The 20,751-nt window shown below is 59.8% G+C and carries 20 protein-coding genes, 1 pseudogene and 1 other annotated feature; of the genes and pseudogenes, 13 read left to right on the forward strand and 8 right to left on the reverse strand.

Annotated elements, in window-relative coordinates:
- Position 1: 1 nt before the first annotated feature.
- Positions 2-160 carry a hypothetical protein gene (locus OKW29_RS08335; RefSeq protein ID WP_429290652.1) on the reverse strand — a complete coding sequence of 53 codons (159 nt, stop codon included), beginning with the start codon at positions 158-160 and terminating at the stop codon, positions 2-4.
- 286 nt (positions 161-446) lie between these two features.
- On the opposite strand from OKW29_RS08335, the gene OKW29_RS08340 reads away from it, so the two are divergent.
- The 5 genes from OKW29_RS08340 to OKW29_RS08360 all read left to right on the forward strand — a co-directional run bounded on the left by OKW29_RS08340 (position 447) and on the right by OKW29_RS08360 (position 4,211).
- Entirely contained in the window at positions 447-1,433 is a 987-nt protein-coding gene (locus tag OKW29_RS08340) for an AraC family transcriptional regulator (RefSeq protein ID WP_429290653.1), read from the forward strand.
- A gap of 188 nt (positions 1,434-1,621) precedes the next feature.
- Positions 1,622-2,158: a carboxymuconolactone decarboxylase family protein gene (locus OKW29_RS08345; RefSeq protein WP_429290654.1), complete on the forward strand. Its 537-nt coding sequence runs from the start codon at positions 1,622-1,624 to the stop codon at positions 2,156-2,158.
- A gap of 49 nt (positions 2,159-2,207) precedes the next feature.
- Positions 2,208-3,032: an isocitrate lyase/PEP mutase family protein gene (locus tag OKW29_RS08350; protein ID WP_429290655.1), complete on the forward strand. Its 825-nt coding sequence runs from the start codon at positions 2,208-2,210 to the stop codon at positions 3,030-3,032.
- 42 nt (positions 3,033-3,074) lie between these two features.
- Positions 3,075-3,467: a RidA family protein gene (locus tag OKW29_RS08355; protein ID WP_429290656.1), complete on the forward strand. Its 393-nt coding sequence runs from the start codon at positions 3,075-3,077 to the stop codon at positions 3,465-3,467.
- Positions 3,468-3,470: 3 nt separating this feature from the next.
- Positions 3,471-4,211 carry a methyltransferase domain-containing protein gene (locus tag OKW29_RS08360; protein WP_429290657.1) on the forward strand — a complete coding sequence of 247 codons (741 nt, stop codon included), beginning with the start codon at positions 3,471-3,473 and terminating at the stop codon, positions 4,209-4,211.
- A gap of 97 nt (positions 4,212-4,308) precedes the next feature.
- Here OKW29_RS08360 and OKW29_RS08365 read toward each other — a convergent pair whose 3' ends face one another.
- Positions 4,309-5,229, reverse strand: coding sequence for a LysR family transcriptional regulator (locus OKW29_RS08365; protein WP_429290658.1), 921 nt, complete (start codon positions 5,227-5,229; stop codon positions 4,309-4,311).
- A 128-nt stretch (positions 5,230-5,357) separates the two neighbouring features.
- Between OKW29_RS08365 and OKW29_RS08370 the strand changes: the two genes are divergently transcribed.
- From OKW29_RS08370 to OKW29_RS08385, 4 genes and pseudogenes are all read left to right on the forward strand, one after another.
- Positions 5,358-6,761 carry an MFS transporter gene (locus OKW29_RS08370; RefSeq protein WP_429290659.1) on the forward strand — a complete coding sequence of 468 codons (1,404 nt, stop codon included), beginning with the start codon at positions 5,358-5,360 and terminating at the stop codon, positions 6,759-6,761.
- 220 nt (positions 6,762-6,981) lie between these two features.
- On the forward strand, positions 6,982-9,234 hold the full coding sequence (locus tag OKW29_RS08375; protein ID WP_429290660.1) for a hypothetical protein: 2,253 nt from the start codon (positions 6,982-6,984) through the stop codon (positions 9,232-9,234).
- Positions 9,235-9,416: 182 nt separating this feature from the next.
- Positions 9,417-10,645, forward strand: a protein-coding gene (locus tag OKW29_RS08380) for an IS3 family transposase (RefSeq protein WP_429290661.1) whose coding sequence is annotated in 2 segments (ribosomal slippage) — positions 9,417-9,705 and positions 9,705-10,645 — 1,230 coding nt in all. Because the reading frame shifts where the segments join, the coding sequence is not laid out codon by codon here.
- Positions 9,695-9,811 (forward strand) — a sequence feature (AL1L pseudoknot). It overlaps the preceding gene by 117 nt.
- A gap of 428 nt (positions 10,646-11,073) precedes the next feature.
- Positions 11,074-11,629: pseudogene (locus OKW29_RS08385) on the forward strand (IS110 family transposase); the annotation flags it as partial.
- Positions 11,630-11,845: 216 nt separating this feature from the next.
- Here OKW29_RS08385 and OKW29_RS08390 read toward each other — a convergent pair.
- Positions 11,846-12,757, reverse strand: a complete 912-nt coding sequence (locus OKW29_RS08390) for a LysR family transcriptional regulator (protein ID WP_429290662.1) — start codon at positions 12,755-12,757, stop codon at positions 11,846-11,848.
- A 109-nt stretch (positions 12,758-12,866) separates the two neighbouring features.
- Here OKW29_RS08390 and OKW29_RS08395 point away from each other — a divergent pair, with 109 nt between their 5' ends.
- Together OKW29_RS08395 and OKW29_RS08400 are read left to right on the forward strand one after the other, a co-directional pair.
- On the forward strand, positions 12,867-13,235 hold the full coding sequence (locus OKW29_RS08395) for a DUF1254 domain-containing protein (RefSeq protein WP_429290663.1): 369 nt from the start codon (positions 12,867-12,869) through the stop codon (positions 13,233-13,235).
- On the forward strand, positions 13,220-13,945 hold the full coding sequence (locus OKW29_RS08400; RefSeq protein WP_429290664.1) for a DUF1214 domain-containing protein: 726 nt from the start codon (positions 13,220-13,222) through the stop codon (positions 13,943-13,945). The genes OKW29_RS08395 and OKW29_RS08400 overlap by 16 nt, the downstream gene beginning before the upstream one ends.
- A gap of 149 nt (positions 13,946-14,094) precedes the next feature.
- Here the strand turns inward: OKW29_RS08400 and OKW29_RS08405 are convergent, their stop codons facing one another.
- From OKW29_RS08405 to OKW29_RS08420, 4 genes are all read right to left on the reverse strand, one after another.
- A complete protein-coding gene (locus tag OKW29_RS08405; protein WP_429290665.1) occupies positions 14,095-14,694 on the reverse strand; it encodes a cysteine hydrolase family protein in 600 nt (199 codons plus the stop codon).
- 277 nt (positions 14,695-14,971) lie between these two features.
- Positions 14,972-15,184 (reverse strand): hypothetical protein, encoded by a 213-nt coding sequence (locus OKW29_RS08410; protein ID WP_429290666.1) that lies wholly within the window; start codon positions 15,182-15,184, stop codon positions 14,972-14,974.
- Between the two features lie 116 nt (positions 15,185-15,300).
- Positions 15,301-15,594, reverse strand: coding sequence for a LysR substrate-binding domain-containing protein (locus tag OKW29_RS08415; RefSeq protein WP_429290667.1), 294 nt, complete (start codon positions 15,592-15,594; stop codon positions 15,301-15,303).
- Positions 15,595-15,901: 307 nt separating this feature from the next.
- Entirely contained in the window at positions 15,902-16,489 is a 588-nt protein-coding gene (locus OKW29_RS08420; protein WP_121317724.1) for a TetR/AcrR family transcriptional regulator, read from the reverse strand.
- A gap of 209 nt (positions 16,490-16,698) precedes the next feature.
- Between OKW29_RS08420 and OKW29_RS08425 the strand changes: the two genes are divergently transcribed.
- Positions 16,699-17,349, forward strand: coding sequence for a peroxiredoxin-like family protein (locus tag OKW29_RS08425; RefSeq protein ID WP_429290668.1), 651 nt, complete (start codon positions 16,699-16,701; stop codon positions 17,347-17,349).
- A gap of 194 nt (positions 17,350-17,543) precedes the next feature.
- Here the strand turns inward: OKW29_RS08425 and OKW29_RS08430 are convergent, their stop codons facing one another.
- Positions 17,544-19,634, reverse strand: coding sequence for an FAD-dependent oxidoreductase (locus OKW29_RS08430; protein WP_429290669.1), 2,091 nt, complete (start codon positions 19,632-19,634; stop codon positions 17,544-17,546).
- Between the two features lie 610 nt (positions 19,635-20,244).
- On the opposite strand from OKW29_RS08430, the gene OKW29_RS08435 reads away from it, so the two are divergent.
- Positions 20,245-20,556 carry a BufA1 family periplasmic bufferin-type metallophore gene (locus OKW29_RS08435; protein ID WP_121317718.1) on the forward strand — a complete coding sequence of 104 codons (312 nt, stop codon included), beginning with the start codon at positions 20,245-20,247 and terminating at the stop codon, positions 20,554-20,556.
- Positions 20,557-20,751: the final 195 nt, after the last annotated feature.

Consider the following 20,751-nt stretch of genomic DNA (forward strand, 5'->3'; position numbering starts at 1 on the left):
GTCACCGGATACTGTTGAAAAAGTCGCTGACCTTCTCTCTCAAGAGGTTTTCAGGGGTCTTCTTACCCTTGACCGGCAAGCGCGAGCGGCCTGTAGGCCGATCTGAGAGGTCGATTTTCTCGCGGGGAGAACTGAAAAAGCCACGCAGCGACTTTTTCAACAGTATCCACGTTCGCCAATCGATTACGAAGGACCGGTATTGGCCGACTGCCGCCCGATGAGCGGTAGGCCGTAGCCGACCCGAAGCGGTCGGTCGCCCATGCTTTAACCGTACGGCCGTTGTTTGTGCAAAAGCGACGGAGAGTGATGGAGTATGTGCTGCTACCGGCAGTTCTCTCTGTCTTCCCTAGTGAGGCCGCCGACACGCGAGCTGGCCTGCCATGGCAAGTCCGCAGCCCACTGCAATCGGGCGACAATCCGTCATCGCGTTCCAGCTTCGGCCGGCATTGCCGCGTTATTTCGAACGAATGTCCATCTCAACGCCCTTGTCGTCGTCCGCCCGGATCTCCGCAGCACACCTCGATGAACTCATCGCGCTGCTCGAGATCCGCGTCGTGGGCCTGTCCGAGTGTCTCGTCAGCGAAGGATTCGTGCTCGAACTTGACGGCAACGACGCGCCCGGCATCCACTACATCCTTTCCGGCGGCGGGCTTCTACATATCGAGGGCACCGATTCAGTACCCCTTACACCGCACACGCTGCTGATCGTCCCCCCCGGCCATCCGCTGAAGCTCGAGGTGCCCGCAAATCGGGCGGGCATCGCACCGGTCGTCGTATCCGGCCGTGAGCATAAGCGTGTCGTCGATTCCATCAACCGATTCCGGGCCGGATCGACTGAGCCCATGACCGTGATGATCTGCGGTTACTTCAGCGCGGCTTTCGGCGCCTCGATTAATCTCTTCGAAACGCTCTCGATGCCGATCGTCGAGCAATTCGATCCGTCCGACCGGCTCGACGTCTATCTGCGCACTGCCTTCGAGGAGCTGATGGCACAGGAAATCGGCGCCGGTGCGATGTCGGGCGCGCTGCTCAAGCAGGTGATCGTTGCGCTCGTGCGCCGCTCGCTTAAAACCAGCGCGGTGTGGATGGAACGTTTCGCGCTGCTCGGTGACCCCCAGATTGCGCGCGCGTTCGCCGACATGACCGCGAGGCCTTCCGCGCCGCACACCGTCGAAAGTCTTGCCCAGATCGCCTGTCTGAGCCGCTCCGCGTTCATGGCGCGCTTCTCCACAGCCTTCGGCCAGGCGCCGATGCAGGTGCTTCGCGACATCCGTATGCGCCAGGCCGCCGCTCAGTTGCGCGCCGGGGATCTCGCGCTCGATCAGGTGGCTCGCAACGCCGGCTACGCGAGCCGCGGAGCTTTCATGCGCGCCTTCCGCGAAATCTATGGCGCGGCGCCCGCCGAGTATCGAGCAACACCACCCTCATCCTGATCCGCACCGCGCGGATTGAATCTCCCGCTCGACGCCCGAAGCGCCGGGTGGCGACCCGCGCGCCGGACTTTTGCGCACATTTGCCGGATCCTGTGCGCGGCGATCGCTCCTAGACTGCTTCTCAATGCAGGAACACCTGTTCCCGCAGCCATCATCCGCAGTTCGAACCGAACCCAAGGAGCAGTACTATGAGCCGCATCGCTATTCCGCAGAACATTCCCGCCGAGTCCAAGGCCGTCGTCGACGCTGTGTCGCGGCAACTCAAGCTCACGCCGAACCTGTTTCGCATCATGGCACAAAGCCCGCAAGCGCTGAACGGGTGGGCCGGCCTGCAGGGCGCGCTCTCCAAAACACTCGACATCAAGACGCGCGACGGCATTGCACTGGCCGTGTCGCAGATCAACGGCTGCCAGTACTGCCTTAGCGCCCACACCTACGTAGCCACCGAGTTTGCCGGCCTTTCCAGCGATGAGATTCGCCGCAACAGACTCGGGGACTCCGACGTACCCCGCGTAGCGGCGGCGGTGGCGTTTGCGCGCAAGCTGATGCAAACGCGCGGCAAAGTAGCGACGGGCGACCTCGACGAAGTACGAGCCGCCGGGTACAGCGATGCCAATATCATCGAGATCATCGCGCTGAGTGCGCAGTTCATGTTGACGAATTTCGTCAATAACGTTTTCGACACGGAAATCGACTTCCCGGTGGTGGAAACGGAAATCGCCTGAACGCGTTAGGAAGCCCGCGAGGGCTTCCCCTTCTTGTGGGAGTTCTGCCATGCCACGCATCACCGCCGAAAAGCGCGCCGCATTCCGGGCGCTGCATGAATCCGGTTGCTTCACGCTGCCGAACGCTTGGGATGTCGGCAGCGCACGTTATCTCGCGAGCCTCGGTTTTCAGGCCATTGCGACCACGAGCTCCGGCTATGCATGGTCGACCGGCCGTGCCGACAACCAGGCGAGCCGCGATGAGATCCTCGCGCACCTGCGAACGATGGTCGAGGCCACCGATCTGCCGGTCAATGCGGATTTCGAAGGCGGCTTTGCCGACGATTCGGCCGGCGTTGCCGAGAGCGTCAAACTCGCGGTCGCCACCGGCGTGGCTGGCCTGTCGATCGAAGATGCGACCGGCGATGCCGCCGCGCCTCTGTTACCGATAGAGATCGCCGTGGCGCGGCTCGCAGCGGCGCGGCAAGCGATCGACGATAGCGGTGGCGATACGCTGCTGATCGGCCGCGCGGAGAATTTTTTCGTTGGTGTGCCCGAACTGAACGGCACGCTTGAGCGTCTGAAGGCTTACGCAGCGGCCGGCGCGGACTGCTTGTACGCACCGGGCATCCGGACGCGCGAAGAGATCGAGGCCGTCATCGCGGCGGTCACGCCCAAACCGGTGAACGTACTGGTTGGCGCGAACCCGGTCCTGACATTGTCGGAACTGGCCGCGCTGGGCGTGCGGCGCGTCAGCATGGGCGGAGCACTCGCGCGGAGCGCCTGGGGCGGCCTCATGCGAGCTGCCCAGGCGCTTTCGGACGGACGCTTCGATGGCTTGGCAGATGCCCCATCGGGTTCGGATCTCAATGCACTGTTTGCAGGTGACGCTTGACGCGCCCCATTCACATCGATCGCCTCACTCAAGGAGAAACACATGGCTCGCGAAATCATTCGTGTCGAACCATTATCCAGTTGGCTGGAGCGTTGGAAGGCACCTACGTCCGTCGCCACGCGTCACGGCGACACGCTTTATGTGTCGGGCTTGCCGCCATTCGATCCGCAGACCGGCGAAGTGCTGGATGCGCCGATTGAACAGCAAACTCAACGCGTGCTGGAGCAACTGAAACTCTGCGTGGAAACCGGCGGATCGTCGCTCGGCCAAGTGCTCAAGTGCAACGTCTACTGCACATCCGTCGAGATGTTCCCAATCGTCAATGAGATGTATGCGCGATTCTTTAGCCCCCAGCCGCCGGCACGGATCTTCGTGAACGTTCCCGCATGGCCCGGACGTTTCGATATCGAGATAGATTGCATTGCAGCGGTTTGAGTCATGCTGCCCACGACTATGGCTCGCGCGACCGACGCACAGATCGAAGCGGCACTCAACGATAAAACACGACCTCGCCGCGATCGCGCCCGCGACGGGCGAGATCGCGCGGCCGATGTGCTTCGCTTCATCGACATCGGGCCAGGCGATCGTGTTGTGGACTTTCTGCCGTATCGCGGATATTTCACTCGTCTGTGCGCGTCCCTGGTGGGAGACCACGGACGCGTATTCGCCGCGATTCCCACCGAACTGACAAAGATCGAGCGCATCGAGGCGGGACGGTCGGAGGTCGAACAGTTCGCGCGGGAGCGGCACAATATCGTGTTGCTGAAAGGGAGTGCCGAAAAGGCTGGCGCGCCGACGGAACAAATCGACGTGTTATGCATCGTGCAGAACTATCACGATCTTCACACGCCAATGATGGGCCCCGTCGACGTTCATGCATTCAACAACGCCGTTTTTCGCGTGTTGAAGCCGGGCGGCCACTACGTAATCGTCGATCACCGGGCCCAGTCGGGGACGTCGACGGAGGCCGCAAAGACGCTGCATCGAATCGATCCTGCGGTCGTGCGACGCGAAGTCGAAGCCGTCGGGTTCGAAGATGCGGGTGAACTCGACGTACTGCGTAGTCGGTGCGATCCGCGGACGTCCAGCATCTTCGCGCGTGGAATCCGATACCACACCGATCGGTTTATCGTGAAATTTCGGAAACCTGCTGCGCTTATGTGTCGGGTTCGTCAATGACCGCTATCTGAATGGAACCGCCGTCTGAACGTCTTCGCGACGTTTGGAAAGAAGGTCTCTTCCTGGCCGAACCCGGCCGGACGACCCGCGGGTACATTCAAACCGGTGAATTGGAGATGTTGCCGAATCGCTCCACGACAAAGTCAATGAAACTGCGAAGCTTCGGAGACATCTGGCGATCGCGCAAATAGAGCAGATTGATCGACCGGACCGGGGGCCTATGAGACGGCAGTACCTCGAGCAACCGGTTCGTCTTGAGATCTGTGTCCACGAGAATGGCGGGCAGCATTGCGATGCCCATGCCAGCAAGCACGGCCCTGCGCAGGGCGTCCGCATTGTCGATCTTCAAGCGTCCATCGATGGGCACACTTACGCTTCCGTTCGGTCCAGACAGCGTCCACTCGGGCTGTGCCGCGTGCATTTCGGAGCGAAGTGGATAGGCGTAGGTGAGGCATTGGTGGAAGCGAAGCTCCTCCGGCGTCGCCGGTACGCCGTTCGAATCGAAGTATGCGCGCGACGCACATAGCATGAGGCGATACGGTTGCAGAGGACGTGCAATGAGGTCATGGTTACCCGGCGTACCGATGCGAATGGCCGCTTCGAATCCGTCCTCAATCAAATCCGTCAATGCATCGGTGGCGACGACATCCAGCCGGACCTCGGGGTAGCGCCGGCAATAATCCGCAATTGCCGGGATCAGACACTCGTTGCTGAAAATCACAGGTGCAGTGATGCGCAAGCGTCCGCGCGGGGTCGCAAGATGATCGAGCGCCAGGCTTTCGGCGTCGTTGACAAGGCCGAGAATTTCGACACAACGGTCATAGTAAGCCCGCCCGAACGCGCTGAGCTGCTGCTTGCGCGTGGTGCGGTGGATCAGTCGTGTGCCGAGTCGGGCCTCCAGCGCCTGCAGGTGGTTGCCGACCATGGTGGGCGACAGATCACACGCGAGCGCGGCGGCCGTCAGGCTACCGGACTCGACGACGCGCACGAAAACAGTCATTGCCTTGAGGAGATCCATTACACAATATTAGTGGGTTCTGTGCCAACTGGCACGCACTTTATCCATGATGGCGGGGGAATTAAAGTGCGTCGTGGCCAACGCTCGAACGGTCCCGTTCGTATCGCGCCCAACCCGGACCGCTCATCATGCATAGACCCTCGACGCGATCGCCGCGCCTCGCCTTGCTCGCCGCCAGCCTTGGCTTCGTCATCATCTGTCTCGACGTCACAGTGGTAAACGTCGCGCTTCCGCGCATTCGGGAAACCTTATCCGCCAGCGCCGCGGAGCTGGAATGGGTGCTCAATGCCTACACGCTCGCCTTTGCCTGCCTTCTGCTCAGCGCAGGCGCACTCGGTGACCGGCTGGGGGCACGGCGCGTGTTCGTCAGTAACTTTGCATTATTTACTTTGGCGTCGGTGGCATGTGGCTTCGCAATCGGCGCGGCCACGCTGGTCACGGCGCGGGCGGCTCAGGGCGTCGGCGCTGCGTTGTGCGTGCCGACGTCCCTATCGCTGCTCAACGCGAGCTTTCCCGACCCTCGGGCGCGAGCCAGGGCCGTGAGTATCTGGGCCGGAACGGCCGCGCTGGCGCTGGGGGCCGGTCCGGTCGTGGGAGGGGGGCTAGTCGACTGTTTCGGCTGGCCGAGCATCTTTCTGATCAACGTGCCGTTCGGTCTTGCCGGCATCTGGCTGACGCTAGCCCATGCGCCCGATACTGTCCGTAACGCAGCGCGCCGCTTCGATCTGCCGGGGCAGATATTGGCGGTGGTTGCGCTCGCCGCGCTGCTGTTCGGCTTCGTCGAAAGCGGAAGTCTGGGTTGGAGAAGTCCGGCTGTGCGGACGGGTATTGCTTGTTCTGTCCTGTTCGGCCTACTGTTCGTGCTGGTGGAAAAGCGGCAACGGCATCCGATGCTGCCGCTTTCACTATTCCAGATACCGGCCATCAATGTGAGTTCGGCGATCGGGCTGTCGCTCAACTTCGGCTATTACGGACTGATGTTCGCGATGAGCCTCTTCTTCCAGAGCGTGCGGCACTATACGCCGCTCGAGACCGGCCTGGCCTTCTTGCCGATGACCGCCGTTGTGACCGTGGCGAACCTCGCGTCTGGCGCCCTCACGGCACGGTTCGGCTACCGTCTTCCGATGGCGGTCGGGCAGGCTGTGGCGGCGGCCGGCTTCCTGTCGCTCGGACTGATCGAGGTCAGCAGCAGTTACCTGGCAATTACCGCACCATTGCTGGCGATCGGTGTCGGTGTCGCGCTAGCGGTTCCGTCGATCAATACTGCGGTCCTTGCGAATGTCGATCCGCGATCCGTCGGTATTGCTTCAGGCGTGCTGAACACGGCGCGCCAAATTGGAGGCGCACTCGGAGTGGGTGTCTTCGGATCGCTCGCGATCGGAACGGCCGGCAACCTGGTCAGCGGCCTGCACGCGGCCGTCATGGTGGCAGGGGCTTTCATGGCGGCGGGCGTGGTGATGGCGATTACCGGTTTGAAACCGGCAGGATCGGTGGAACGGCTCGGAGCGGCTCGCCAGGGCGTTCGACGGTGAGCCCGTTGTTGATGTGATCGGCTCTCAGCGACCCCTCTCGGCCGGTCGACCTTGCTCCGATCGAAGGGCTGCTTTCAAGGAACTCCGGACCGGAGTTGAGCCGCCTGCGCTCCAAGGGGAACCCAATCCTCGCACCATCAAAGCTGAACATATCAATTTATCTGGGGCGCGTGCCGTAGATTAGAATAAATTGGCGCCGCCCAGTTCGAGGAGCCTGATCATGGTGACGAGCGATATCCTGTTGGAATCCCGCGTTGCGGGCACGAATGTGTTCTTTCTCGGGTGCTTCGCTGATCGCGTAACGTTATATTCGCAGCAGGTGCGCGCTCTGAATCTTGTCGACGCGATTCTCGATGAACACAACAGCATCCTTCCCCCTCGTGGCCGAGTCGCCATTGTGGGCGGCGGCGCTGGAGGGATGACTGCGGCTGCGGCTTTTGCGAGATCGGGCTTCGATGCCGAAACAATAGATGTATATGAGCGAAAGTACACCCTACTTCACCTGCAGAAGGGTTGCAGCGACCGGTATCTGCACCCACGGCTCTATGATTGGCCTCGGCCCGGTTGGAACGAGCGACATGCGAAACTGCCTATCATGACGTGGACGGCCGGCACTGCTGATTCCGTTGCCACTTCGCTGGAAAGCGGCTTTCAAGTTTGCATCGACAAATCCGCAGTTCGAATATTAAAGGAACGGGACGTCACCAGGATTGTTTCGCTCATGGGCGGCCTCTACGCGGTAGAGATCAATCACCACCCCCCCCAGGATCAGATGCCGTACCACGTTGTGATACTCTGCGTCGGATTTGGTTATGAGAAAGGAATTGACGCTCCGGGCGGCAGGTCTTACTGGGACCGTTTTCCCTTGACTGGAGAAATACGTGACCCCACGCAAAAGCACCAAATTTTTATATCTGGGAATGGAGACGGCGGATTGGCCGACCTCGTGCTCTGTGCCTTTATTCACATGTCCCACGAAGAGTTACATGACTTTGCGCTGGGTTACCTCAACACCACTGCCATGACTGAGGTTCGGAAAATACTTCGGCAGCTCGATGACCAGGCTTGGGAAAACGAGGATATCGACCTTTTCACTCAGTACATGCACCGCCTTGCGCCCCTTTTGACGGAAAACAAGACCCTGATGTCGGAGGCCGCTAAGAGACTCAGGAGTGACGCTGAGATATGGTTCGGTGTGCGGGAAAAATATCTATTTAAGTGCAGCACTTCGCTATTGAATCGATTCCTGGCATTTCTTGCGATATTGGCTGACCGCGAAGCGCGTGACCCGCGACTTATACATTTGAGTACTGCCACATCAAGACCATCAAGACGGACCCATTTTTTTGACGATGGAAGCGTGCAATTAGGAGACTCCGAACGTTTCACTCCGCGCTATCAGTTTCGCCGCTTTGGCCCTGAGCGGGTTTTGAACTTAGAGCCGTTTGACGACTTCAGGCGCGTGATAAAACCTGATCTTACTCCGCTCCCCCCCGCCGCATACCCGCTGACACCCGAACTCACCGATTCTGCGTGGCGTCGTTTCAAATACCGTGACTATAACCGACGTCGCATCGCCCCCGCCCAGGGCAAATACGACGAGAAAAGCGTCGGCACGCTATCGAGACTGATTTACTTTGATTACGACGACCCAAACACATACACCAGGATGAAGTGGCTCGGCTGGAAACATGACATTACCCAGCTATCTATTGATGCCGCCTATTACGGGGTGGATGACGACCCGCACTTGATGGATATTCGCTATTGGTACGGGATGTATTTGGCGTGCGTGGGCCGGCTGAGAGAAGGAAACCTCATATATGACCATGCATTAAACGCCTTTCATCGAACGGTTGTTGATAACAAGGGCGAACTTGATATCGGCTTGCAGCACCAACTCCGTGGTCACACAGACGGACATCAAGGCGAAATGGACGCTGTTCAGCGCGCATTCGGGAAAGATTCGCCGCGCATGCTTCAACCGATGATTTGCAGAGCCTGTCGTATGATCGCCAAAAACCGAACGTGTGACCTAAGCCGAGCGGAGGAGCTTCTTAACGCAATAGGTACGGATGTAGGACAGGAAGCAGTTTCCAATCCGTCACTTGGGATCCGCTTTTATCTGCAACGCGCGAAGCTGTGCATCCGGCTCGCAAATAAGGAAAAGACTCCTGAGGGTCGGAAGAATTTCGCCAACGAAGCCCTCAAGTTCGTCCGAAAAGGACAAAACTATCCCGATGCACTCGGAACTGTAGACGGACACTATCTGATAGTTTGCGAATTGATGGCGAGGATGCATCTTGGTCAGGCTGATACGGATACGTTCGTACACAGCCAGTCCGTTGCCCGACAATTACTTGAACATCTACCGTCGGGTCTGGCATTTTGCCATTTCACGGCTGACGAGATGAAAATGGCAACAGGACTTTCGGTAGGACCACTGAGGTTGCTTAGCCCGGACGGAGGATGACGCCGCAGGACCGATCAGCGGATGCTCGGCTGAAGGACGCGGCGGAGGCTTCTTAGCCCTCGTCGGTAAATGGAGCCGGGGCAAGGCCCCCGTGTTGCGGCGGCGGTCCATCGTTCTTACGCGGGGTCTGCCTGAACCGCCCCGGATTTGATGGAGGCTCCAACTCTTGAGAAAATGGAGCCATGAACAAGTCGAACAAATTTTCTGCTGAAGTCCGGGAACGTGCAGTGCGCATGGTGCAAGAGCATCGCGGCGAGTATCCGTCCCAGTGGGCGGCGATCGAATGCATCGCGCCGAAGATCGGCTGCACGAGCCAGACATTGCTGGGGTGGGTCAAACGAAATGAAGTCGATAGCGGCGAGCGTGAGGGCGTGACTACGTCCGAACGCGAACGCCTTAAGGCACTGGAACGCGAGAACAGGGAACTGCGCCGTGCCAACGAGATTCTGAAGTTGGCGAGCGCGTTTTTCGCCCAGGCGGAGCTCGACCGCCGCCTGAAGTCCTGAAGGCCTTCGTCGATCAGCATCGCGACACCTTCGGGGTCGAGCCGATCTGCAAGGTCTTGCGGATTGCCCCGTCTGGCTACCGGCGCCATGCCGCGCAGCTTCGTGATCCGTCGCGGCGCTGTGTTCGCGCAATACGCGATGAACGTCTGCGCCCGGAGATCAAGCGTGTCTGGCAGGCCAACATGCAGGTCTACGGTGCGGATAAAGTCTGGAAGCAGATGAACCGGGAACATATCGCAGTGGCTCGCTGCACGGTTGAACGGTTGATGAAGCAACTGGGCTTGCGCGGTGTGATGCGAGGCAAGCGTGTTCGCACGACCGTTCCTGAGGCCATAGCCCCGCGCCCACTGGATCGGGTCAATCGCCAGTTCAAGGCGGCACGGCCGAACCAGCTCTGGGTTTCGGATTTCACCTACGTTTCCACGTGGCAGGGCTGGTTGTATGTGGCCTTCGTGATCGACGTGTTCGCTCGCCGCATCGTCGGCTGGCGCGTCAGCTCCTCGATGACCACGGACTTCGTTCTGGATGCACTTGAACAGGCGCTTTACGCGCGGCACCCGGGCGGCGGAACGTTGATACACCACTCGGACAGAGGGTCCCGATACGTCAGCATTCGCTACAGCGAACGGCTGGCTGAAGCGGGCATCGAACCGTCGGTCGGCAGCCGGGGCGACAGCTACGACAACGCTCTGGCTGAAACGATCAACGGTTTGTACAAGGCTGAACTGATTCATCGCCGCACCTGGAAAACGCGGGAATCCGTTGAACTGGCAACGCTGGAATGGGTGGCCTGGTTCAATCATCATCGATTGATGGAGCCCCTCGGCTATATCCCGCCCGCTGAAGCTGAGGCAAACTACTATCGGCAACTTAAAACAGCTCCCGCTGAACCGGCATTAACTTAAACCAACCAGCCTCCACGATTCCCGGGGCGGTTCAAAATCCGGGTGCTTTGTACTTTTCCCTTCTCGTCGAGTATTACGTCGACTGCGGCGAGTCCAAGCGGGACTGTCCCGTAGGAAGCGTTTGCCGGCAAGGCGTACTGGCAAGGTATTTCGTTGGCAGATACCGACCGCGCGGATGTTGGCACAGATTCAGGGCCCGCGCCCGCGTCGTTTTGCGTGCTTGCCTGTGCAAGTGCGGAGATCGCATATAGAGAAAACTGTAATGCTGCAAATCGCTTCATGCGTTGAACTTTCGCCGTATGAACGGTCGCAATAGTGACATAGGCGTGCCGATTGAAAATCATCTAGCGGGCCTCCGCGGCCGCCCTGACGGGTGGCCGGGTTAAAGTGAGTTTGCCAACAGCGCTTTAACCGGAAGGAGGCCCATCATGAACTATAGCGGCATTGACCTGCATTCGAACAACAGCGTGGTGAGCGTGATCGACGAAACGGACCGCGTGGGTCGCCGAGAAGCGGCTGCCGAACGATCTGGCCAGGATCCTGACGTTCCTTGCCCCGTGGCAAGCCGAGCTGGCTGGCGTCGTAATCGAATCGACGTATAACTGGTACTGGCTTGTCGACGGCCTGCAGGCCGCCGGCTTTGTGGTGCATCTGGCCAACACCACCGCGATCAAGAAATACGATGGGCTCAAGCACCGTGGCGATGAGACCGACGCGCGCTACCTGGCTCACCTGTTGCGCCTGGGGATACTCCCGACAGGCACCATCCTGCCACCACAACAGCGTGCCGTCCGTGATCTTGCGAGGAAACGCATGCAGCTCGTGCGAAGCCGCACGAGCCACATTCTCGCGGTGGAGAACATAACGGCACGCCAGTTCGGCAAGCGAATCACGAGCAATCAGGTCATCCGACTCGACGAAGAAACCATCAAACAAATGCGCCTCCCAGAGGACGTCGCACTCGCGCTTCGGGCCAACATCGCGGGTCATCACGACGCAGCGGGTAATGCAGCCTTTTGAGTACCTTCGCTACCGCCGAATTCGACACTTTCATCATCGTCCACATTGTTCTTGCGAACGTCGCAGCATATCAGCATTCGTTAATGCGACAGAACCGTTTCCCGTGCCATTCACGCCAGGAGACACCATAAACCAGTGGAAACCATCGGACGCCTGGTATTTCGATTCTCGCGCTTGGTTCTAACCGAGGTGGTCTGGGAAAAGCGTTGGCGCGCTTTCCAATGCAAATTCCTTAAACAGGCGCACCGGGCGCGAAATGTGGCGGTTGCCCAGATGCACGAGCGACAAGTCCATTGTGGGAAGGTGCCATTCAGGCATGACTTCAACAAGCCGGCCGCCGCGGATCAGATCAGGTTGAACCAGCTGCGGCAGGTCACCGATGCCAGCACCGCCCAGCAAGGCAGCTGCCAGGCCGCTGTAGTCATTCATTGATAGATGCGGTTCGAACGACAGCGTTTCCTGATCTTCTCCGTTTCGATGCAAAAGGGTCCAGTTGATGCTGGGTGCCCAGTGCGAGAATGCGAGCAGTTTGTGATCGAGCAGATCACTCGGGGCGCTTGGAGCTTTGACCTTTTCAAGGTAAGCGGGGCTCGCAACGAGCCGATGTCGAAAGCTGAAGATTTTCCGGGCGACCAGCGACGAATCACTAAGCGGTCCGACGCGAAACGCCAGATCGACCCCGTCGGCGATAGGGTCAACATATCGATTGGTGATGAAGACGTGTGCCCGGATGTTGGGGTACCGTACCTGGAACGCGCGAAGCAACGGTGCAACCAGGGTGTCTGAGGTGCTCATGGGCGCCGAAAGACGCAACACGCCCGCGACCGTCGATGACTGATTCGAGACGAGGTTGTCGATCGTTTCGCCGTGCTCCGCACATCGCTGGGCATGCTCCAAAACCTCCGCCCCGATATCGGTAAGCCGCAAACTGCGCGTCGATCGTTCGAGGAGGCGCACGCCAAGCTGATCCTCCAGATCGGCAACGCGGCGACTCACGGTGGAAAGCGGTATGTTGAGGCGCCGCGCCGCTTCCGAGAAGCCCTTCGCCTCGACGACCTTGGCGAAAATCGCCAGCGAGTTCAGATCAGCCATTCCGGTCCGTCTCTCGGTTACGACGCATTCATTCGGGTTCGATTATCCCATACATGGAAATATGATTCCTGATTCACATGGCTACTGCGTTGTCGCAGGGTCGAATAGATTGAGCGACTTCTCGGCACATTTCCAAGAGAACGCATCAATGACGAAATTAAACGTGAACATATTGGCGGGTTTGTCGCTGGCGGCAACGGCCTCGATGGCATTAGCGCAGGCGCCGTCAGGTCCATCGGTGCCGGTTACGGTTGACAACTACAATCGTGCACAGACCGATGTCTATTTTGCCGGCGCAGTCAAGAACGCCGGACTCGGCAAACTTCGGCATGGCCGCGAGTTAGCGCCGGTTACTCAGCGAGGCATTATCCGGCCCAACCGCGACACCCTGTATTCGATGGGGGTGTTCGACCTCGATGCCGGACCGGTGACCGTTACGCTGCCCGACGCCGGCAGCGCTTCATGGCGATGCAGGTAGTCAATGAGGACCAGTACACCCCGATGCCAATCCATTACGGTGCGGGCAGCTACACCCTGACCAGGAAGATGATCGGTACGCGATATGCGATTGCTGTAGTCCGCATGCTGGTCAATGACGCAAACAAGCAGGACGTCCAACAGGTTCATGCGTTACAGGATGCAATCAAGGTAACTCAACAAGGTCCCGGCACATTCGAAGTGCCAAACTGGGACGAGGCAAGCCGCAAGAAGGTACAGGCCGCACTTTTGCAGCTTGGCGAGACGATTTCCGATACGCGTCGCATGTACGGCGCCAGCGAGGATCGGGTCGATCCAGTGAAACACCTGGTGGGAACCGCAATGCTTTGGGGCGGCAATCCGGAGAAGGACGCTCTCTATCTCCCGATCACGCCGGCCCAGAATGACGGCAACACCGTCCACAAGCTCACTGTTAGCGACGTGCCCGTCGACGGTTTCTGGTCAGTCACGGTTTACAACGCAGAAGGCTACTTGCAGCCGAACCCATACAACGCGTATTCAGTGAATAGCAATACAGCGGCGAAGGGCACCGACGGTACCATCGTCATCCAGTTCGGCGGCTGCGATGGCAAAATTCCGAATTGCCTGCCGATCGTGAAGGACTGGAACTACACGGTGCGCCTTTTTCGCCCGCGCCCCGAAATTCTCAATGGCACATGGAAATTCCCTCAGGCGCAGCCTGTGAGTTGAGCCTTGCTTACGGCGCGCCTCACTCGCGCCGTGCGCATAGATAGAAGCCATCGTCGTCGTGCGCAACTGATTGGGCACAGTTCACACGCCCAAGCCCCCGTCAGCAAATTACGGCACGTCGGCGCGTAGGAGCGCTCTTGCGCGCCGTTCTAGGCAGCGCCGGACAAAGCGTGCTTAATGTCCGTCGTCGTTGCGACCGTCGCTTGCTTGGCGATTACCCGGTCAAGCAGCGTCGCGTGCGCTTCTGCATCGGGATCGGCACAGCAATCGCGGGCCACGATCATCCGGTAATCGAGATCGGCCGCCTGCCGCACCGTCGACAGCACCACGCCGCTGGTGTGGACTCCCGCAAGGACTAGCGTGTCGATAGCGTTCGCGCGCAGCAGCATGGCGAGATCGGTTTCGAAGAACGCGCTTGTCCGGTGTTTGACGACAATTGGTTCGCCGTCGCGTGCCGCGGCGGCCGGATGAATCCGGGTTCCTTCGCTATCCACCAGCATCATCCTATGCGCCTTCACCCCGGCAAACACCGGATTTTGCGGACTCACCTCGGGATGTCCGGGACGGAAGGCGACGATCACGTGGATCAACATCATGTCGGCTCCCCGCGCGGCTGCGAGCAGATCGGGAACGCGCGCAATTGCGTCGGCGGCTTGCGCCTCGCTCATGGATTTGGTGAGAACGTCGACCTGAAAATCCATTACCAGCAAGGCGGTACGCTTCGGGTCAATAGGCAACAGCTCAGGCATAAGCTTCTCCTTCGAGTAGGCGGGACGGTCGATGTCCGAATGGACGGACAGAAAGCACGTGATAGTAAATTGGATCGCCACGCAGATCCATTCCTATTCGAAGCGAACAGACGCGACCGCATTGACTGCCTGCGGGCGCGCCGTCCGCATTAAACCGGTCAAAGGGACATGCACCGGCGGTGCTCGTAATTGTCTCTCCGCACTGCGGAGACAATTACGAGCACCCACTTGGCCTCGCGCGGTCCGCTTTATGTAACCATTCGCGGCCTTACATCGATCACCGATGCTGGACTTTGCGCGTCGCCATATAGGTGTCGAACAGACCCGCATGCAATCGGCTGAGTTCCTTACGCAGGCTGACCAGTTCGTGCTGGCCGCCCTCGTGCTCCCGGCGCAGGATCTCGCCCAGCAGGGCCGTCGCACGCGATGCCGCCTGGTCGCGCTGCACGCGTGCCTCGCCCAGCCGGCCCGCGAGCGCTGGCTTGATCACCAGCAGCCATGCGGGGAACCACGCGTCATCGTCGAACTCTCCCGTGCCGGGAAACTCCGCATCGAAGCGCCGAACCGTACGCCGTGATCTGGAGCGATACGAATCGAACTGCTTCGCTAGATACGCAGTGAGAGGGCTGCGGCAAGAAAATCCGTCGCGCTGCGTACGCGTGTAGGTACGAATCGGCGCTTGGGCCAGATCAGGCTGACGTCTCTGGGTGCGTTCACGAATTCGTCGAGAACCGTGACCACATCCGTGTGCCGAAATTCACCGACGAGCGAGGCTCGACGAAACATGCCAATGCCGACGCCGGCCAGCACGCCGGCCAGGATCGTTTCAACGCTGTTAGATGACAGATTGCCGCGATTTTTTTTGGCCCTAGCCTCAATGTATGAGACCAAGGATTCCATTATGGCGGACCGAATCCTGCGATCGATAGACACGCTTCGGCTACGCAAAGAAGCGCGTCATATGCAGTTGGAGGAGGTACTGGCCGAGGCGATGTACGAGCTATGGTCAGATCCGACTCGGCGGCCTGCTTGACGTCTAACAGCCATGATGGCTATGGGTACGCTTCGGTTTGCTAAAGACAACTGGCGACGGGAAGACGCCGCGCATCCGTTGACGCATTATATCGATGAGGCCTTCGATCTTCTCGACCACCAGTCGAAGCAATGAAGGTCGCCGTGACAGCCAAGCGTCTGAGAACGCAGGCAGCTAAAGTCCCAATCCGGTAAGGAATGCATCGATCTGCCGCTCGAAACGAGGCCGGTCGTAGTCCACCAGCGCCATACGCCAAATGCCCTGCAGATAGGTGACGACAACTGATGCGGTAACGTGCGGATCCAGCGTTGCAGGCAATCGACCCTCGTCTCGATCCTGGCTCAGCCGCTCGACGAGACGAGCGTGAAAGCTTCCCAGGCCATCCTCGACAAGCTTGCGCAGCTCGGGCTCCGACAGCACCTCTTCGGAGGCCATCGCCGCCATCATGCAGAGCCTCGACGGCGTAGACGGATTGTCGAGGCAGTCGAGCACCACACCGAACAGCGCGTGAATCCCCCGGCTAGCCGTCGGCGCGCTCATCAGGGCCTGCCCGCGCTTGCGCCCCTCCGTCTCTTCATAGCGTCTCACGCACGCCAGATAAAGCTGCTTCTTGCTCTTGAGGGTGTTGTAAAAGGAGCCTTCGCCGATGTCCATGATCTTCAGCAGATCGCGCAGCGAAGTGCCGGCATAGCCGCTCTTCCAGAACAGCCACGTCGCCCGCTCCAGAGCCCGATCGTAGTCGAATGCAATTGTTCGTGCCATGGCGCCATCATAGCTTATTTGTAGCAGTAGCTAAAAATTGCATTGACAGGCTGGGCGGGCGTAAGTGGTATTTGTATCGACCGCTACAAACAAGCTTGTGGCGAAACATCGAAGCGCGCCGAACATCAAGGCGGACGCGCCCTTCTCAACCCTGTGCCCGGCGATGTCAGCCGGTCATTTACCGTGTCAACGAATACAAGGAGCACGTCATGTCGGTCAAACAGGCCTCGGCGGAATACAAGGCAATGGTTCACGAAAAGCTAGGCGAGAAGTTCAATATCATTGCCGGCGATATGGAGCGTGTCCGTGCATCCGGCGCGATCGATGGCGCGTTGAAGAGCGGACAATCCGCACCGGACTTCACGCTGCCCGACGCGTTCGGCAATCAGGTCTCGCTCAAGACTCTGCTGGCCAAGGGGCCGGTGGTGATCAGTTTCTATCGCGGCGAATGGTGTCCGTTCTGCAATCTCGAACTACGCGGCTTGCAAGAAGCACTGCCGAAGATCGAAGCGCTTGGCGCAACCCTGATTGCCATCTCTCCGGAGAAGCCGGATCACGGCATCGTGGCAACCGAGAAGAGCAAGCTGACGTTTCCGGTCCTCAGCGATTACGGCAACGCGGTGGCACGGCAGTTCGGCATCGTGTTCCGGGTCGGGGATGAGTTACAGGCGTTTTCGAAGAACGTCTTCAAGAACGATATCGCGCTGCGTAACGGGGAGGATTCGTACGAACGTCCGGTTCCGGCAACGTATGTGATCGATGGGGCCGGCGTCATTCGCCTCACGCATGTCGACGTGGATTACATGACAGGTCGAGCGGAACCCGATAAGGTGGTCGCCGCGCTGGCAACCTTGAAATAAGCTCGATCGAGCCTGAAAACGGATCCTGTCAATGAGACGGGACCCGTGCACTGTTCGACGACACGATCTATAGATGACGTCGACAGGAAAGCGAGGCAGCTTTACACAAGTTGCCTCGGCAGAGAAACGCACACGTACCAGGAGTTCGCCCCTGGATCCCATCACCACGTCACCTCTTGGTACGGCTCGCCTTGTCAATCCATCATCTTGTCTCGCGTATCGCCTGTAATGAGCCGCGTGCTGCGCCGGTAGGTGAGATACGCCCAGAGCCAATCGAGAATGACGATGGCCCGGTTCCGTCCGCCGACCAGAAAGGCGATATGAGTTGCGCCCCAAAACCACCACGCGGGCTCCCCCCATACGCAAAGCCTGCCGATCTCGGCAACGGCCGCCTGACGCCCGATCGTGGCAAGACTGCCAAAATGCCGGTAGCGAAACGGCGGCGGTGGGCGCCGCCCCGTCAGACTGGCCACGATCACGCCAGCCACATACCGGCCCTGCTGTTTGGCTGCCGGCGCGAGACCAGGAACAACTGCGCCGCGCCATCCCAGACAGGACGCGGTATCGCCGATCGCATAGATCCGCTGCAGAGCCGGCACGGACAGATCAGCGGCGACGGCAAGCCGTCCTGACGGATCAGTGGTCTGATTCAACCACTGAGCAGCGGGCGATGCTGCAACGCCCGCCGCCCATAGAACGGTACGGGCGGCGATGCGCTGCCCGCCAATGTCGACACCCTCGCGGTCCACTCCCAGCACCCGGGTGTCGAGCCGGACCTCGACCCCGAGCGCTTGCAGTGAGCGTTCTGCGGCGCTGGATAGCGTAGCGGTGAAAGTGGGCAGGACCCGCGGACCCGACTGCAACAGGATCACGCGAGCAACGGCCGGATCGATCATGCGGTATTCTTCGGCCATCCCGTGCCGGGCCAGTTCGGCGATGGCTCCAGCCAGTTCGATGCCGGTGGGACCGCCGCCGACGATCACGAAAGTCAGCCACGCGGCACGCTCGGTCTCGCTCGCTGCGCTTTCGGCTTCCTCGAACGCCCGCAAGAGGCGGCTGCGCACGGCGGTCGCATCTTCGATACTCTTGAGTCCTGGTGCAAAAGGCGCCCAGTTGTCCTTGCCAAAATAGCTGTGGCGAGCGCCCGTCGCCAGCACCAGATAGTCGAATTTCATGGGTAGCACGCCGATGTGTACCTCGCGCGCGGCCGCATCTACCCCCGTCACCTGCCCTAGCCTGACCTGAACGTTGCGCTGACGCCGGAACAGGCTGCGGATCGGCGTGGCGATCTCGGCGGGCGACAGCGCGGCCGTAGCCACCTGGTAAAGTAGCGGCTGAAATAGATGATGGTTGCGCTGGTCGATCAGCGTGACCCGACAGCGCGCATTGCGCAATCCCTGCGCGGCTGCGACGCCGCCAAAGCCTCCCCCGACTACAACGACATGAGGCAGGTTTTCCGGGACAGGATCGTCTTCCTGCGACTCACTGCCCGTCCACCGGCCAAACAGCCAATCGAGGGAGAATACGCCACCGCCCGCGACCATGAGCACAAAAAGCAGAAGCAGGACTGCCAGCCGGTCGTCCGTCGACATGGCGATACCAGCCACTGGAACCATTACCGCGATGAACAGCGCGGCAAACCGCGTCGCACAGCCAAGCACCAGCGCCAACGCGAGCGCCGCCCCACACCACGCTGGATGGACAAGAGATGTCGCCGCGGCGCCCAACATCCCTTCCTGCAACCACGAACCAACCGGTAAAACGAAGTTAACGAGTGAAGCGGCAAGCCCGGCACGCATGACAAACTGCAGAAGCGGGCCTAGGTAACGTTCGAGCGAGACATAAAGCCCACGCGTGAGCCTTATTGGGCGAAATGGGATCCATGACAAACCGCGCCCCAGAAGATTGTCCAGCGACATGGCCCCCGCCCCGCTTACGATGAGCCACGAAAGGAGCGCGAGTTTGGCTCCCTGTGCGCCCACGGCCAGCGCACCGTGACTGTCTGCGATTGTCTCGATGAGCAGCACCAGCGCAACAGGACGAGTCAGCAGCCCCATGGTAAGCAGCAACGGAACCACACTGTGCAGCGCTGCATCGAGCCCGGACGGGACGCGCAGGTCGCCGGAAAACAGACCGCCGTGAGGGCTTTCTGCCATTGTCATGATCTGGTGCACGAAGACGACCTGCCCAAACCAGATCCGGGCAAGCAACAGCAACCAGGGCATGCATAGCACGCGCAGCGCGAGGCCGAAACCGCAGGCACGTTTAAGGGTCTTTCGTAGCATAGGGATAGATAGTCCAAATATCCATGAACGACCCGGCGCTCCACTGCGGACAGAGAACAGACCGCCGGACGGAGGCAGGGGGTAGCGTGATGGCCCAGGACAGCAAGTCAGTCGTAGCGCCTGCCCGTGTCTGGCTCCCCGCCAGACGGTCAACGGCTCTCCGAGACCATAGCGTCGACATCCGACTTATAGTTCGTCCCCGGCAGGCAGAAGGTTACGGTCGCTGAAGAATTTCTCTTTGGCGCTCAGATGCCAGCCCGCAGGAGAACTCGAGTGCGCAAAATCGTCCTGTTCGCTTAGCAATGCAAAATAATCATGCCAAACTCAGGTCGCCAAATCTGTCTCGAAGCTGGGGCCTCGCCTGCTGCGCTGGCAATCGTGCTTCAACAATGGGATATACGTCAGTTTAGTGTCGGATTTGCACCGCCGCTAACACGGCTGTTGCCTACTGCACATCTATGCCTTCCTCAACTAATCAAACGGCAGATGTCATCGCTCCACAGGTCGAAAGCAAAAAAAGCGATTTCCCTGTAACCAGACATCTACCGCCCGCGAATTAGATCACGTATCCATCACGGGTACCCTCTATCCCAACTACTGGAGAAATTTAATGTCCACAAAGATCACGGTCAGTTCCACCCTGCTCGCCGGCGTTGTCGCGAGCCTGCTTGCATCAGTCGCCCACGCAGCGCCGCTCACGCAGGCTGAAGCCAGCGCTGCCGTCGCCGCACACAAGGAGAAGTGCTACGGCGTTGCCCTGAAGGGGCAAAACGACTGCGCCGCCGGTCCCGGCACCACGTGTCAGGGCACTTCCGCGATGGATTTCCAGGGTAACTCGTGGAAGTTCGTTCAGGGCAGCACCTGCACGAGTATCGAAGTGCCGGGTGGCGGCCACGGCTCGCTCACCCCGTTGAAGTCCTGATTCGGCGAGCGACAGGAGGAACGGGGCGGCCATGGGCAATTCCACGATGACAACGGCAGTTGGCCAAACAGACCGCCCCCTTCACGCGACACCTGGCGCCCAGGGGCTCGCCGGGACCCGTTTCAAGCATGAGCACCTGTCTGCGAGTATGGCCTGCGCGATTGCGTTACCAGGCGGCTTATGCAGCGTATGCAG

Origin of the sequence: Paraburkholderia sp. CI3 (assembly GCF_050436505.1) — a bacterium.
GTDB lineage: Bacteria > Pseudomonadota > Gammaproteobacteria > Burkholderiales > Burkholderiaceae > Paraburkholderia > Paraburkholderia tuberum.

Bases quoted from the DNA above. Each gene is read 5' to 3' on its own strand.
- OKW29_RS08365 (WP_429290658.1), bottom strand. From the start codon at position 5,229: ATGGATCTCCTCAAGGCAATGACTGTTTTCGTGCGCGTCGTCGAGTCC.
- OKW29_RS08425 (WP_429290668.1), top strand. From the start codon at position 16,699: ATGTCGGTCAAACAGGCCTCGGCGGAATACAAGGCAATGGTTCACGAA.
- OKW29_RS08370 (WP_429290659.1), top strand. From the start codon at position 5,358: ATGCATAGACCCTCGACGCGATCGCCGCGCCTCGCCTTGCTCGCCGCC.
- OKW29_RS08415 (WP_429290667.1), bottom strand. From the start codon at position 15,594: ATGGAATCCTTGGTCTCATACATTGAGGCTAGGGCCAAAAAAAATCGC.
- OKW29_RS08360 (WP_429290657.1), top strand. From the start codon at position 3,471: ATGCTGCCCACGACTATGGCTCGCGCGACCGACGCACAGATCGAAGCG.
- OKW29_RS08400 (WP_429290664.1), top strand. From the start codon at position 13,220: ATGGCGATGCAGGTAGTCAATGAGGACCAGTACACCCCGATGCCAATC.
- OKW29_RS08420 (WP_121317724.1), bottom strand. From the start codon at position 16,489: ATGGCACGAACAATTGCATTCGACTACGATCGGGCTCTGGAGCGGGCG.
- OKW29_RS08405 (WP_429290665.1), bottom strand. From the start codon at position 14,694: ATGCCTGAGCTGTTGCCTATTGACCCGAAGCGTACCGCCTTGCTGGTA.
- OKW29_RS08350 (WP_429290655.1), top strand. From the start codon at position 2,208: ATGCCACGCATCACCGCCGAAAAGCGCGCCGCATTCCGGGCGCTGCAT.
- OKW29_RS08435 (WP_121317718.1), top strand. From the start codon at position 20,245: ATGTCCACAAAGATCACGGTCAGTTCCACCCTGCTCGCCGGCGTTGTC.
- OKW29_RS08390 (WP_429290662.1), bottom strand. From the start codon at position 12,757: ATGGCTGATCTGAACTCGCTGGCGATTTTCGCCAAGGTCGTCGAGGCG.
- OKW29_RS08430 (WP_429290669.1), bottom strand. From the start codon at position 19,634: ATGCTACGAAAGACCCTTAAACGTGCCTGCGGTTTCGGCCTCGCGCTG.
- OKW29_RS08375 (WP_429290660.1), top strand. From the start codon at position 6,982: ATGGTGACGAGCGATATCCTGTTGGAATCCCGCGTTGCGGGCACGAAT.
- OKW29_RS08355 (WP_429290656.1), top strand. From the start codon at position 3,075: ATGGCTCGCGAAATCATTCGTGTCGAACCATTATCCAGTTGGCTGGAG.
- OKW29_RS08345 (WP_429290654.1), top strand. From the start codon at position 1,622: ATGAGCCGCATCGCTATTCCGCAGAACATTCCCGCCGAGTCCAAGGCC.